This is a genomic window from Roseiconus nitratireducens (assembly GCF_008629675.1).
Classification (GTDB): Bacteria; Planctomycetota; Planctomycetia; order Pirellulales; family Pirellulaceae; genus Stieleria; species Stieleria nitratireducens.
On record NZ_VWOX01000001.1, the window covers coordinates 199652 to 213665 of the forward strand.

General features: G+C 61.1%; 9 protein-coding genes. 3 read left to right on the top strand and 6 right to left on the bottom strand.

Translation table 11 applies throughout. From position 1 onward, the window contains the following. Nucleotides 1-217: 217 nt before the first annotated feature. Nucleotides 218-3415, bottom strand: a complete 3198-nt coding sequence (locus tag FYK55_RS00730) for a YfbK domain-containing protein (protein ID WP_150074085.1) — start codon at nucleotides 3413-3415, stop codon at nucleotides 218-220. 77 nt (nucleotides 3416-3492) lie between these two features. After that, nucleotides 3493-4101 (bottom strand): RNA polymerase sigma factor, encoded by a 609-nt coding sequence (locus FYK55_RS00735; protein ID WP_150074086.1) that lies wholly within the window; start codon nucleotides 4099-4101, stop codon nucleotides 3493-3495. Nucleotides 4102-4588: 487 nt separating this feature from the next. Here FYK55_RS00735 and FYK55_RS00740 point away from each other — a divergent pair, with 487 nt between their 5' ends. Next, nucleotides 4589-5749 carry a DegT/DnrJ/EryC1/StrS family aminotransferase gene (locus FYK55_RS00740; protein ID WP_150074087.1) on the top strand — a complete coding sequence of 387 codons (1161 nt, stop codon included), beginning with the start codon at nucleotides 4589-4591 and terminating at the stop codon, nucleotides 5747-5749. A gap of 200 nt (nucleotides 5750-5949) precedes the next feature. Here FYK55_RS00740 and FYK55_RS00745 read toward each other — a convergent pair whose 3' ends face one another. Both FYK55_RS00745 and FYK55_RS00750 read right to left on the bottom strand, forming a co-directional pair. Continuing rightward, complete coding sequence (locus tag FYK55_RS00745) at nucleotides 5950-6363, bottom strand: cytidine deaminase (RefSeq protein ID WP_150074088.1); 414 nt, start codon at nucleotides 6361-6363, stop codon at nucleotides 5950-5952. A 189-nt stretch (nucleotides 6364-6552) separates the two neighbouring features. Continuing rightward, nucleotides 6553-7857: a thymidine phosphorylase gene (locus FYK55_RS00750; RefSeq protein WP_150074089.1), complete on the bottom strand. Its 1305-nt coding sequence runs from the start codon at nucleotides 7855-7857 to the stop codon at nucleotides 6553-6555. Nucleotides 7858-8035: 178 nt separating this feature from the next. Between FYK55_RS00750 and FYK55_RS00755 the strand changes: the two genes are divergently transcribed. Together FYK55_RS00755 and FYK55_RS00760 are read left to right on the top strand one after the other, a co-directional pair. Continuing rightward, nucleotides 8036-9370, top strand: a complete 1335-nt coding sequence (locus FYK55_RS00755) for a S1C family serine protease (protein WP_235908322.1) — start codon at nucleotides 8036-8038, stop codon at nucleotides 9368-9370. A 315-nt stretch (nucleotides 9371-9685) separates the two neighbouring features. Then, a complete protein-coding gene (locus tag FYK55_RS00760; RefSeq protein ID WP_235908323.1) occupies nucleotides 9686-11803 on the top strand; it encodes a carboxy terminal-processing peptidase in 2118 nt (705 codons plus the stop codon). Nucleotides 11804-11965: 162 nt separating this feature from the next. Here FYK55_RS00760 and FYK55_RS00765 read toward each other — a convergent pair whose 3' ends face one another. Then, nucleotides 11966-12886: an N-acetylglucosamine-6-phosphate deacetylase gene (locus FYK55_RS00765; protein ID WP_150074091.1), complete on the bottom strand. Its 921-nt coding sequence runs from the start codon at nucleotides 12884-12886 to the stop codon at nucleotides 11966-11968. Continuing rightward, nucleotides 12883-13647, bottom strand: coding sequence for a glucosamine-6-phosphate deaminase (locus FYK55_RS00770; protein ID WP_315854031.1), 765 nt, complete (start codon nucleotides 13645-13647; stop codon nucleotides 12883-12885). The genes FYK55_RS00765 and FYK55_RS00770 overlap by 4 nt, the downstream gene beginning before the upstream one ends. Nucleotides 13648-14014 lie beyond the last annotated feature (367 nt).

The following is a 14014-nucleotide window of genomic DNA, read 5'->3' on the forward strand; positions in this document are numbered from 1 at the left end:
GCTCGTGAAGCGGGAGATAACTTTCGCGACATCACAACTGCATGCGTTCCAGTCGCAAAGCGATGAAAGCCCCCTGCCGTTGGCGGGAGCCGGCGGAAACGGCTGCCCCAAACACCGCAGCCGTGAAGCCGCGGCAACACCACCGCCTCAGCGAGAAGCGAGGCAATCCTCACCTCGCTGACGCTCGACTCTGCTTGTCAAGGAGCGTGAATCGCGTTCACTCGCCTCGCAACCGTTTCGCTTGCCGCACCAGCTGGACAAACTCGTCCCGCACCTGGTCTTCGTCCTGGCCGGACGCCTGTCGGGCAGTTGTCTCGACGTCGTTCAACGTCCAGTTGCCGGCAAACCGGCTGCCACGCAACTGCATTCCGAAAGAAGCGACGGCGGCGGCAAAGCGAAAGTCGTCTCCGGCTTCTTCGAAGGATTGGGGCTGATCGCGGATGACGAACTGGACCGGAGTGCTCTCGTTCTGGTCTGGCAGTTTGTACCGCATGTCCACCGTTACCGTTTCGTCTTGCGAAGCAGCTTCGGTCAATGCCCGCTCGGTCAAGTACTTGGGGCGTTCGGTTTGGGGAGATTCCTCAGTCGACTCCTTCATCCGCTGGACCGGAATCAACTCGTACAAGGCGGTGACCTGATGGCCGGCGCCGATCTCGCCGGCATCCTTCTTGTCATTGTCAAAGTCTTCTTTGGGCATCACGCGGTTTTCGTATCCGATCAACCGGTACTGCGAAAACAACCGCGCGTTGAACTGGATCTTCAACTTGACGTCTTTGGCAATCGTGACCAGCGTGGCGTCAGTTTCGCGGACCAGCACCTTGCGTGCTTCGGCGGCGGTATCGATGAAGGCGTAGTTCCCGTTGCCTTTGCCACTGATCTTTTCCATCATTTCGTCGTTGTGATTGTCCATACCGAATCCCAACGCGGTCAGGTAGATGCCGTCGGAGGCCTGTTCTTCGATCACCCGAACAAGAGACTCGGTGTCGCTGATGCCGACATTGAAGTCCCCGTCGGTGCACAAGATGACACGGTTGACCCCGTCGGTGATGAAGTTGTCTCGAGCGGCCGCGTAGGCCAACTGAATTCCCTCTGCGCCGTTGGTGCTGCCGCCGGCGGAGAGTGAATCCAGGGCGCGGCGAATCTTGCGGCGTTTGTTAGCCGGCGTGCTCTCCAGGACCGTCCCAGCCCGACCCGCGTAGGCGACGATTGCCACCCGATCTTTCTCGGTCAGCCGCTTGGTCAGCATCCGCATGCCCTCGATGACCAACGGAAACTTGTTCTCCGCGTTCATCGAACCGCTGGTATCCAGCAAGAACACCAGATTGCACGGGGGACGAGATTCGGTGTCCATCGTCTTCCCTTGAATCGCGATCCGGGCCAATTGGTGTTGCCGGTTCCACGGGCAATCGGCCAGCTTCACATCGACGGCGAACGGATCCTTGGCGTCCGCTGCGGGTGCCTGGTAGGCATAGTGGAAGTAATTGATCAATTCTTCGATTCGCACCGCATCTGGATCCGGCAAGCGACCGCCGAGGAGGGTTCGGCGGACCTTGCTGTAACTGGCGGTGTCGACATCGACCGAGAACGTGCTGATCGGTTCGTCTTTCACTCGCTTGAAGTCGTTTTCGACGATCGGGGCAAATCGTTGACGGTTGACACCCAATTGCGTCTGCGCCGGTCCGGTCCTGCCGCGCAGAAGGCTCTCGCGGGACACGGCGTTTGGATCAACACCGAAGAATTCACTGTGCCGCGTGGCATCGCCCAACGCGGCCAGCGGTTCGCCGCCGGCTGCAAGTTCCCCTTCGAGTGCGAGAGACGGTTGAGGGTCGGCGACGACCGGCGCTGCACCGTCCTGTTTCGCCCCGCTGACCTGGTTCGCCCCGCTGAGGCCCGGCAACGCGCCCTTCGCCTCGGCTTGTTCAGGCACCACCGGACGCTCGAAGTCTTCCAACGAATTCCGCGAATAGAGATCAGGCTCCGACTGCGGCGGCACTTTCAACTTCATGCCTCCCATTCCCATCACGTCCATGTCGTCTTCCATCATCATCATGTCCATCTGCTCGCTGCCAGCGAGATCCATCTCCATGCTTTCTTCGGCAGATCCCTTCACGATTTCCGCCAGTTCGGCTGCCTGAGGTTGCCCCATCGAACGTTCCAGGTCTCGGATCTCGCCGGGTTGGTTCGCAGGCGGCATGGCTCCGCCGAGTCCGCTTTGCGGTTGGGGCGGCAGTGGCGCTGGTGCTTTGGCGCTGGCTTCGGCACTGAGGGCTTCGGCACTGAGGGCTTCGGCACTGAGGGCTTCGGCACTGGGCGCATTGACACTGGGCGCATTGACACTGGGCGCATTGACACTGGGCGCATTGGCATTGGGGGCTGGCTGGGATCCTGTCGCCAAGTTTGATTCCGGAGCGGATCGGACGGAACGCTTGGTCGCGGCACCACGCCTCATCGGTGTGGCGATTGATTCGTCGACCGAGAACGACAGCGATTCAGCTTCGTTCATGGGCTCTGCAAAATTGCGAGGTCCCGTGAACGGTTTCGAAGCGGGAGCGGGAACCTGCGTCTGGATCGAGGGCCGTCCGAAGGACCGAGTCGGTTGGGCTGCCGCGGGGGTGGGCTGGCCGTCGCCCCGTTCCTCCTGCTCTAGCGTGGCTCCCTGTTCTTGAACGACCGACGCCTGCTGTCGCAACATCTCGTCGGTCGCCTTTCCGGCGAGCAGCTCTTTCCGCAGTGACTCACCCTCGGTCGACTCGAATCTGATCGATCGATCTCCGCCCTCACCCGCCAAAGCGTCCAAGCGTTGCAGTTCGACCTGCGCATTTTGAATTGCGTCCTCTTCGAGCATCTGTTCCGAGAGCTTCTCGGCAACGGGTGGCGGAATGGCTGGTTCGGATTCGTCGGCAGGCGGCTGAGTGAAATACGATTTGTCCTTCGCCTGCTCGGCCTTGGACCGGGCTTGATCGGGGGTGTCCATGGCGGTGCGGTCGGTCAGCACCGTCGGCAACAGCCCCAGCAACAGCAACAACGAAGCGGCGGCCGCCAACAACCAAGGAACCAAACGCCGCGTGGAGGACTTCGATGAAAGCTGCACGTGACCCGAGCGTTCGGTTCCCGAGCGATCGGCGGCGCTTGCCACGGTTGCCGTCGGGCCCGCGGCCGAAGCCGCCAGGATTTTGTCGCGCCGTTCCTTGTCCAAGCCTGGTGATTTCTCGTCACTCAAAAGGGACTTCAATTGATCGGTGACTTCGCGGGCTTCCTGCACCGCTTGGCGGAGTGCCGGGTCGCCGCTGATGGCGGCTTCGAATTCCGAACGCTGGGAATCGGACAATTCGCCAAGCACATACGCGGTCACCCGGGGATCATCCCAAGCGGAGGGCAGATCGGCTGGATCGGTGGGGCGGTTGAAGTTTGACATCTGAAAGCCTCGCGGCTGAAACGCCTTGCTTGGCGATTGGGACAAAACAATGGACGGCGGAATGGGAAGTCAGTCGGTCAGGTTGCGGCGACCGAATCCTTCAACGAGCGGACGGCGGCGTGCAGGTGAAACCCGACATTGCTGACAGTCAGACCCGTGATCTGGGCAATCTCGCGATAGCTGAGTCCGGCCTGGATTCGCAGCCGCAGCACCTCCTGTTGGCGAGGCGACAGTCGCTCCACCAACTCCGCCAGGCGGTGACGTTGGTGATCGCTCTGCTCGGCCGCGATCGCCGCCGACGAAGCGTCCGGGTGGGGATCGGCGACCGTGATCTCGGCCGCGTCGACCGGGTGGGAATGTTGGGTTCGTTGCATGTCGATCACTCGGCTGCGGCAGACGGCAAACAACCACGGCGCGAGGCGGGGAGCGACTTTGGATCGGTCCTCGCGACACAACCGCAAAAACGTTTCTTGGACGGCGTCCTGGGCTGCCTGCCAATCGCCGCCGAGCATTCGACAGGCATAGGCAAGCAGTTTTTGTTCATGCCGGCAGATCACGTCGGATATCTCTTCGGTGGTCCAGCCGGCGACGGGGGGATCCGCGTGGGCGCACGCTGCCGGCCCACCGATCGGGTGTGACGGCGTCGAATCGTCGACCGTGGATTCGGAAGCGGCTTGATCGGTCATGATGCGAAAAGTGGAAAAGCGAACGCGGTTCAGGGGAGAACACGAACGCGGCGGCGGATTCTTAGTCCGTGCCGGAAAAAAATTGGCGGGTTTCGGCCGCATTCCCACTCGGCCGTCTGCAGAGGACAGGCGACGACTGGCGACCGCATGCCGGTCCCGAGGGGCCTTCCCGTGCGGCGCCCAGGACGTCCGGGGCCGTGGCTGCAGCTTATTCTAGGATTTCCGCCGATTTGAAAGCTGTCCGTGGGAGACCGGCCCGTTGGCAAGCAGCCGTGGGACTCGGTCACCGGAGCAGGTTCCTGGCCGGCAAGTTCGCTCCGGGTCGGTCTGGACGACAGCATTTCTATTGACCCGCCGGTCCCCGGACCGCTATCAACATCGGTCGAGTTTCCCGCTCAAAAACTACCGCGACGCTTGGACCGGACCGGAACCAACGGTCTTCCGCGGTCGCGTTTTTCCAGAAAGCTTTGACCAAGGAAGGTTTCATATGGCTGGCCCAACCCAACGCGTGCCGTTGCTGGATATCAACCGCGACAACAAGCCACACCGCGACGAATTCGTCGAGGCGCTTGCGGCGGTCGTCGACAGTGGCCGTTTTTTGTTCGGTCCTGATGTGGTGGAACTGGAGAGTGAGATTGCGACCTACTGCCAGGTTGATCATGCAGTGGGTTGCGCCTCCGGCAGTGATGCCCTGTTGCTGGCCTTGATGGCATTGGACATCCAGCCGGGCGACGAAGTCATCGTGCCCAGTTTCACGTTCTTTGCGTCGGTCAGTTGCATCACCCGGTTGGGCGCCACGCCGGTGTTCGTCGACATTTGTCCGGACACTTTCAACGTGGATCCGGAGTGCATCGCCGATGCGATCACCCCGCAGACCCGCGCCATCATCCCCGTGCACCTGTTCGGGCAGTGCGCGCAAATCGATCGGATCTGCCAGATCGCCAGTGAGCACGACATCCCGGTGATCGAAGACGCGGCCCAGGCGATCGGCGCGGCGTACCACTCGCGTCCGGCCGGCAGTTGGGGGCTGACCGGATGCTTCAGTTTTTATCCCACCAAGAACCTGGGTGGCATGGGCGACGGCGGCATGTTGACCAGTGGCGACGCGGCGGTCGCCGACCGGATGCGGTTGCTCGCCGGCCACGGCATGCGTCCCCGCTACTACCATCAGGCGGTCGGGATCAACAGCCGTTTGGACACGTTCCAGGCTGCGGTGTTGCGCATCAAGCTGCGTCATCTTTCCGAAGCGATCGAGGCGCGTGCTCAAATCGCCTCGCGCTACATGCGTCTGCTGGAGAATGCGGGAATGGTCGGGCCCGACCAGATTGTGTTGCCGACCGAGGATCCCGCCGCGTTTCACGTTTGGAACCAGTTCGGCATCCGTGTGGGCGAGCAGCGACGCGATGCGTTGCGGACGCATCTGGCCGAACGCGGCATCGGAAGCGAGATCTACTATCCCGTCCCGATGCACCGTCAGGAGTGTTTCCAATACCTGAACGTCGACGGAGCATCCCTACCGGAAACGGAACGGGCCAGCCGCGAGATCCTGAATTTGCCGATCTTCCCCACGCTGACCGAAGCGGAGCAGGAGACCGTCGTTGACGCGATCGCTGCGTTCTACCGTGCCGGGGCAAAGGCGGCTGCCTGAGTTGCTGGAGGTCATGCAGCTTTCCGAGTGCGGAAAAGACGTGCCTCGCCTTTTGCGGAGGGTGTCTCACTCGACAGCGCCACTTGTAATCAAACCACCGAGATTTGCGGTGCAATGAGCGGCAAGGCGACTAGCCGCCGGTTGGTGCGAGAAAACCCGCGGCTGGCGCCACGCGGCTCACGCAAAGTGGCGCTGCCGTGTTACGTGACCGGCAGGCTGGAAGCGTCAAACGCTTCGGGCAGCAATTGGGACAAACGTCGCGATTGTCGGGCGCCGGTCAACACGTCGGCAAGAATCACCTGCACGTCGGTGCCAAATTCGGCAAGGAATTGCCGGCAAGCTCCGCAGGGTGTGACCCCGCCGACGCTGGCGATGGCGATGGCCTGGAAGCTTCGATAGCCGCGGGCTACTGCGGTGGAAGCGGCGACGCGCTCGGCGCACAGCGACAGCGAGTAGCTTGCGTTCTCCACGTTGCAGCCTGTCACGATTTCGCTTTCGGTCACCCAGATTGCCGCACCCACGTAGAAGTGGCTGTGGGGGGCGTACGCCTGGTCGCGTGATTCGGTCGCGGCTCGAACCAGCCGATCAACTTCTCTGGCTTTCAGCTCATTCATCGGTGGGCATGTTCGCGAAGTGCGGATCTAGAAAAGAGGAGGAAAGAAATCGGTTGTTTCATCGTGAAAGGTTGATCCTGGGTCGCCCCATCATTGCCCCGCCGAGCGATCGTCGCTCCGCCATCATGCCAGTCACCAAACCTCGCGGTGTCCATCGCGCCGCCGATCGAGCGATCAGGGCCGGCGAAATCACTCGCCATCAAGGCAGATCACGACCGGATTCGGCGAAACCCGTTCCGGCGTGACGGTGACGACATCTCGTAAACCGTCAAGATACTCACTTTCTTGATTGCGGTGGCAATGCAAAACCAGAATTGGTTGGCCGCGAAGCACCCGTTCACCGATCCTGACTCGGCATTCGATTCCCACGGCCGGGTCGATCGGATCTTGCGTTTGCCGCCGTCCGCCGCCGATCGAGACAATTGTGGTCCCGATTGCTCGGCAATCGATGCCCGCCACAAATCCGTCCTCCGTTGCTTCAATCACGTGTCCGGGTGCCACCGGCAGCTGTTTTTCCCAGCGGCCGCCCTGTCCGGCGACCATGAGTTCGAACCGTTCCATCGCGGATCCGTCTTGCAGAGCCTTTTCCAGCATCCGCTTTGCCTCCGATGCGTCGTCGGCGAAACCGACTTGGAGCAGCAGCGGGGCACTCAACGCAAGCGTGAGCTCGCGGACCGTCGTCAATGCCGGATCAAGCGTGTCCTGATTCTGCAAGACGGCGACGGCTTCGTTGACTTCGATCGCATTGCCGATCGCGCGACCCAGCGGCTGGTCCATGTCGCTTAGGAGGGTGGATGTCGGCAGGCCGGCGGCGTTGCCCACCTGCCGCAGCGACGTTGCCAACTCCGCGGCCTGCTTCTGCGTTTTCATGAATGCCCCGCCGCCGACTTTCACGTCCATCACCAACGCATCTAAATTCGCCGCAAGCTTCTTGCTCAGGATGCTGGCTGTGATCAACGGAACGGACTCGACCGTACCGGTCACATCGCGGAGGGCATACAGCCGACGGTCCGCGGGAGCAATCGACTCGCTGGCACCGATGATGAACGCCCCGGCACGATTGAGAACGTCATCGGCTGCTTCGCCGGAAAGATTCGTCCGCAGTCCCGGAATCGACTCCAACTTGTCCAGCGTGCCTCCCGACAGTCCCAATCCTCGTCCGCTGATCATCGGCACGTGGACGCCGCAGGCGGCTAGCAGGGGTGCCAGGACCAGCGAAACCTTGTCACCCAAACCTCCGGTGCTGTGCTTGTCGACACGCGGCAGGTCGCCGGATGCATCCCGCGACAGTCGGTCGCCGCTGCGGAGCATGGCGTCGGTCAAGGTCGTCGTCTCACGCGTCGACATCCCTCGCAGGCAGATCGCCATCGCCAGGGCGGACATCTGATAATCGGCGACGGTGTTGTCGCAGAAGCCTTCGATCAGAAACCGAATCTCCCGGTCGGAAAGTTCCTCACCCTCTCGTTTTTTGACAAGCAGGTTGGCGGCAAGCATCTTGGATGACCCTGGTTGGCTCGGACGCTATAGTGAACCAGTCGTTGACCGGCGGTGTTTTGCCGACCAAGGATTTTATCGGCCGTGTGGACGAAGCCGACCGCGGCGGCGGTCAAGGTTGCCCGCGGTGAAGATTTTTGCACAACTGGATGTTTGGTGTCGACCTGCAGGAACAGCGATGTTGATTTCTCGATTGCTACTCGCGTTGATGTTTTCCGTCTTGGTCACCTTGGTGCTCGGTGACCGGTTGGCTGCCGATGATGCCGCCAGCCCGGACGACGTGGTATCGGAGGCGACCGAAGCTTCTGAGGCCACGAAGGAGAGCGAATCGCCAGCGGATGTTGTCGGCGGGGCTGCTAAACCGTCGGCAGATGACGATAAGAGTTCGCCTTCGGCAACCGATTCGGAGATCAAACTGGTTGATCCGCCAACCGCCGAGGATCTCAACCCGACCCCGGAGGTCGTTGCGGCGCTCCAGGCCGGTCCAAGGGCATTGTCTCTGGCGTTTCGACTGGCCGCAAAGCGGGCCACGCCGTCGGTCGTCGTGATCTACTCGTACGGCCAGGACAGCGACGAAACCGAGCAGGAAGAACAGCAAACCGGTGAAAACGAGGATCCGCTGCCGCTGCTGGAGCGAGCCGAAATCCCGCCGCCTCCCCCGGCAACCGAAAAACTGACTGGGCTGGGGTCCGGGGTGATCATGTCCGAGGATGGATTGGTCATCACCAACAACCACGTGATCAACAACGCGAAGCGGGTGGTGGTTCAATTGCCCGACGAAACGCGCGTCGACGCACAGGTGGTTCGCGGCGACCCGGAGAGCGATGTGGCGATGTTGCGGGTCACTTCGGAACAGCCGTTGACCCCGATTGCCGTCGGGGATTCGGACAAGTTGGAGATCGGCGACTGGGTGCTGGCGATCGGCAGTCCGTTCAAATTGGAGGCGACGGTCAGTGCGGGGATCATCAGCGGCAAGGATCGGCGTTTGGAACGCATCCCGCGCAGCAGCATGTTGCAGACCGATGCCGCGATCAATCCGGGCAACTCCGGCGGTGCGTTGATCGATCTGGACGGTAAAGTGGTCGGAATCAGCACCGCGATCGCCACGCGGAGCGGGTTCTACCAGGGCGTCGGGTTCGCAATCCCGATCAACCAGGCACAGTGGATCGCCCAAGAACTGGATCGCCACGGAGAAGTGCGGCGGGCCGCCATCGGGACGACGCTGGTTGAATTGAAGCCCCGCATCGCGAAAAAATTTGATTTGGAACCCTATTCGGGAATCCTCGTTTACCAGGTCATCAAGGGATCGGTCGCGGAAAAAGCCGGAATCCAAGCATTGGACGTGATCGTCGGATTCGCCGGGGAGCGGGTTCGGGATTCCAATAGCCTTCAAGAAGCGATCGAACGCCAGCCGATCGGGTCAAAGCAGCCGATCGTGATTCAGCGCGGTGAAAAGCAGATCGAATTAATGGTCGAGTTGGCGACCGTGGAAGATCCCACCGGAGGGGAGTGAGAAAACAACGTTGCCTGGATTTCGCCTCTTCCCTACCATTCCGTCGCGGCCCATTGTGAGAGCCTTTAAAATGGTGACGGTGGGCCGGTCGCCGGCGGATCCTGGATGCCGGCGTCGACCCGGCGACCTTTCCTCCCGTTCGGAGCGTAATCTGATCGGTACGTTCTACCGTGCGTCCGCTGAATTGACTGAGTGTTTGCTGAATTTCCGCGCCTCGCCGAATCCGTTTCAACGAACCATCGACGTCCGAACAACTTCGCGTCTCGTCCCACACACCAAGATTTTGGGTAAGCAGTAATGGATAGCCGTTCCCCAGTGCGTTCCCTTCCGACACGTACGTGGACTCTCACCGCGGTTTTGGCCGCGACGTTCGCGACGGCACTCATCACGCTGGTGGCGGCCCTCTCGGGTGGCCAGGCAACGGCCCAAGTCGCGACGGCGGAACCCCCGGCTGCCGAGGCGGTCGCCGATCAACCGGCCGCGGAGCCGACCGCCCAGGATCGTCGCATTGCCAAGCTGATCGCCCAACTGATGCCCCGCTACCACATTTCGATGACGGGTCTGGACGACACCATCAGCGAACGGGCACTCGACCTGTACCTGGATCGGTTCGACCCGATGAAGCTGTACTTCTTGCAGTCGGATGTGGACCAGTTTCGCCAGTACAAAGACCAGATCGATGACATGGTCAAACAGGGACGGCTGGAGTTGGCTTATGTGATCTTCAACCGCTTCACCGAGCGGGTCGACGAACGCGTCGCGATGGCGTTGGAGTTGCTCGATTCGGACCTGGATTTCACCAAGGAAGAATCGATCGTCGTGGATCCCGAAGCGACGTCTTACGCGGCCAACGAACAGGAAGCGCGTGATCGCTGGCGCCGTCAGATCAAGTACGCCTTGCTGGATCTTCGCGACGACGAAACCGAAGGCGAGGAAGCCAAAGACATCCTGCGTCGCCGCTACCAGCGCTACGCACGTCGCTTCAAAACGTACAGCAACGACGATCTGCTGGAGGCCTACCTGACGTCGGTCACCAGCGCCTTCGATCCGCACTCCACCTACATGTCGCCGTCGACGCTGGAGGATTTCAACATCAGCATGGGGCTGCGGCTGCAAGGCATCGGTGCGGCACTTCGCGAGAAAGACGGCAACACCGTGGTGATGCAAATCATTCCCGGCGGTGCGGCCGACCAGGATGGACGGCTGAAGCCGGATGATGTGATCGTCAGCGTCGGCCAGGGAGACGGCGGCGAAATGGTCGACATCGTGGAAATGCCACTGAAGGACGTGGTCAGCTTGATCCGCGGTAACGCGGGGACCCTGGTGCGTCTGGGCGTGAAGGTCGGCGGCAAGGGCGCCATGGAAGTCTACAAGATCACTCGGGCCAAGGTCGAACTGGAGCAGTCCGCCGCACGCGGCAAGGTCATCGAGCACAAGATGCCCGGCGGCGAGACGCGGAAGATCGGCTTCATCAATCTGCCCAGCTTCTACATGGACATGCAAGCCGCCCGCGAGCAGCGTCCCGATTTCCGCAGCAGCACGCGAGACGTCCGCCGCATCCTGGAAGAGTTCAAGGGCAAGGGAGTCGAAGGCGTCGTGATCGACCTGAGCCGCAACGGCGGCGGCAGCTTGACCGAAGCGATCAACCTGACCGGATTGTTCATCAATCGAGGACCGGTCGTTCAGGTCAAGGATTCTGGCGGTCAGATCCAACAGTACAACGATGAAGAATCGGGCACCGTATGGAGCGGGCCGCTGGTGGTTCTGACAAGTAAGTTCAGTGCCAGTGCCAGCGAAATCTTTGCCGGTGCGATCAAGGACTACAACCGCGGTATCATCGTCGGTGATCCTGCCACCCACGGCAAAGGAACGGTTCAAACCCTGATGGACTTGGGCGAGAAACTGTTCGTCGTCCAACGGGAAAACTACGGCGCGTTGAAGGTCACGCTGCAGCAGTTCTACCTGCCCGATGGTGAAAGCACTCAACGAAGCGGTGTCCGTGCCGACGTTGTGCTGCCCAGTTTGACACAAAAGATGGACGTGTCCGAAAGCGATCTGAAGTACGCGTTGGAAACCGATCGCATCAACGGGACCCGGCACGACGTTTACAACCTGGTGCCCACGGAACTTCTGGCGCAGCTGCGTCGGAATTCTGAGAGCCGCGTCAAATCGGACAAGGAGTTCGTGGATCTGATTCGCCGCGTCGAGTTGTTCGTCAAGCAAAAGGAAGAGAACACCGTTCCGCTGGAAGAGTCCGCTTTCATGGCCCGCCGCGCCGAACTGGATGCTCAGAAGGAAGAAGAGCAAGAGGAGTTGGAACAGGAGGACGAGAGCGAGATCTATCGCGACACGTACTACAACCGCGAAGTGATGAACATCTCGGGAGACTACATCGAAGGTCTGCAGCGGCAGCAGCTGGTGCAAGCCGGCTGAGGTTCATGTCGGCAACACGAAGGTTGGCCAAAACGTCATTCAGGTAGGGCATGCTGTGCATGCCAGCGCAGCTTGACTCCAGTCGCGATGCGACGACATCACCGCCGCGTCACCGAGAAGAGCGACAATCCTCCTCTCGCTGCGCTCGAAACAGCGAATGCGTTAGCCTGCCGCCGCTGCGAGCAGGCGGCCGGGATTTCGCCGGGTCCATGCATCGATCTGGTCGTCGCTGGCGTGCAATTTCTGTTTTAGCAATTCCGCCATCCGCGGCATCGTCGTCGCGCAGCCCGCGAAATGTTCCCGCCCTTTTGCCCAAGCCGAAAGGTCCGGGTCGACTTCGACTTCTTGGCCGGCCAGGCGATAGGTTCCCGGACCCAGCCCAGCGGCACTGATTGCGTCGGTGACAATCACGACGCGTTCACTGGGAACCCGGCTGAGGTAATTGGCCAGAGCAAAAAATGGGACGTGGTGACCGTCGGCGATGAACGAAATGTCCAAGCGATCGGCGAACGCCAGTCCCCGTTGAACGATGTTGTCGTGGCGATGCACCAACGCCGGGCAGGCATTGCCCAGGTGGGTGAACATCGTCAACCCCGCGTCGATGGCTTGGTCCAGCTGGTCCAGGGAGGCATCCGTGTGCCCGGCGGCAACGATCACCTTTTCTTCGGCCAGCCGTCGGATGACGGCGCTCGATCCGGGAGATTCGGGCGCCAGCGTCAGCAAACGCACCATTCCCCGGCCGGCATCGACCAGCCGCATCGCCAGATCGACACCAGCGTCCATGACGTGCTGGGGTGGATGGGCGCCAACGAAGCCTTTCTCGCGACTGAGAAACGGACCTTCGACGTGGATTCCAGCGACCAGTTCAGCGATTTGGGCGTCCTTTTCCACGGCCGACGTGATGCGGCTGATGCGGCGCATCATGGACGACGCGTCATCGGTGATGATCGTCGGGAAAAATGATGCGACGCCGTCGGCGCGGAGTCGCTGACAGGCCGAACGCAGCAATTCCGGCGTTAGATCGTCACTGTTGAAATCAACACCCGCGTAGCCGTTGACCTGGACGTCAACAAAGCCGCTCACTGAAAATGCTCCAAAGCGTCGCGCACGTCGGCCGGCAATGCGGATGCGGCCGCGTCATCAACGATCAACGTGGCCTGGTCATGTTGGCGGAGGATGCTGGCGGGGATCTTGGGATCGACCGGATCGCAGAGCGTCGCTCGAACGGCGTCTGCCTTACGTTCATCGGGAACGCTGCAATAGATCTTCTTCGATTTCATGATCTGCCGCACGGACATGCTGATCGCGTGCGTCGGAACGTCGCTCAGGGAATCGAACCAGCCTTCACCGACTTGTTGCAGACGGCACGGCTCGTCCAAGGTGACGATCAAGTAGGGCTTTTCCGTCTGGAAGTCGGCCGGAGGGTCGTTGAACGCCAAATGACCGTTCTCTCCGATCCCCACCAGGGCCACATCCACCGTGACTTTTGAGATTTGTTCCGATGCGTCCTGGACCGTTTGCTCAGCGTCCGCTTGCCCGTCCAGGTAGTGGAAGGAAGCCAGCGGGACACGATCGACAAAACGCTCCTGCAGGTAGCGGCAGAACGATGCCGGATGATCCCTTCCGATGCCGATGTATTCGTCCAGATGGAACCCATCCACCCGCGTCCAGTCCACGCCGGGTTGCTCAATCAGTTGCGAAAGGACCTCGAATTGCGAGGCTCCGGTGGCAACGATCAAGGATGCCTTTCCCTGTTGAGCGATTGCGGCTTTCAAGTCGGCGGCCGCATGTTCGGCAACGTAGCGCCCCATCTCGTTGGGTGTGGCGGTCACAATGGTCTTCACGGGCGATCCATTCAGGCGTGCGGGGAAGGAAGTCGAGGGGGGGGACCGGTCGCCGGATTGACCTTTCCAGCCAGGACAGCCAACGCCGATCGCGAATCAGTGTAACGGGCTTCCCTTGGCCGCTCTACGACCGATCGCCGCCTGACTTCGATTCGATGTTGGCTAGCTGGCCAGCGTCACTTTGGGTGAGCCGGGTGACTCTAACCGCGGGTTCTCTGGTCTCAACCGGCGGCTAGCGCCTTGCCGCTCATTGCACTGCAAATCACGGTGTTTTCAATTGAAAGTGGCGCTGTCCAGTTGGGGCGTCGGTTGGATTTCGCCGGCATTGAGCTGGCCCATGGTCCGCAACGATGACGGCATCCGTTAG

Coding starts and splice junctions, on each gene's coding strand:
- FYK55_RS00735 (WP_150074086.1), bottom strand. CDS start 4,101: ATGACCGATCAAGCCGCTTCCGAATCCACGGTCGACGATTCGACGCCG.
- FYK55_RS00730 (WP_150074085.1), bottom strand. CDS start 3,415: ATGTCAAACTTCAACCGCCCCACCGATCCAGCCGATCTGCCCTCCGCT.
- FYK55_RS00740 (WP_150074087.1), top strand. CDS start 4,589: ATGGCTGGCCCAACCCAACGCGTGCCGTTGCTGGATATCAACCGCGAC.
- FYK55_RS00755 (WP_235908322.1), top strand. CDS start 8,036: ATGTTGATTTCTCGATTGCTACTCGCGTTGATGTTTTCCGTCTTGGTC.
- FYK55_RS00750 (WP_150074089.1), bottom strand. CDS start 7,857: ATGCTTGCCGCCAACCTGCTTGTCAAAAAACGAGAGGGTGAGGAACTT.
- FYK55_RS00745 (WP_150074088.1), bottom strand. CDS start 6,363: ATGAATGAGCTGAAAGCCAGAGAAGTTGATCGGCTGGTTCGAGCCGCG.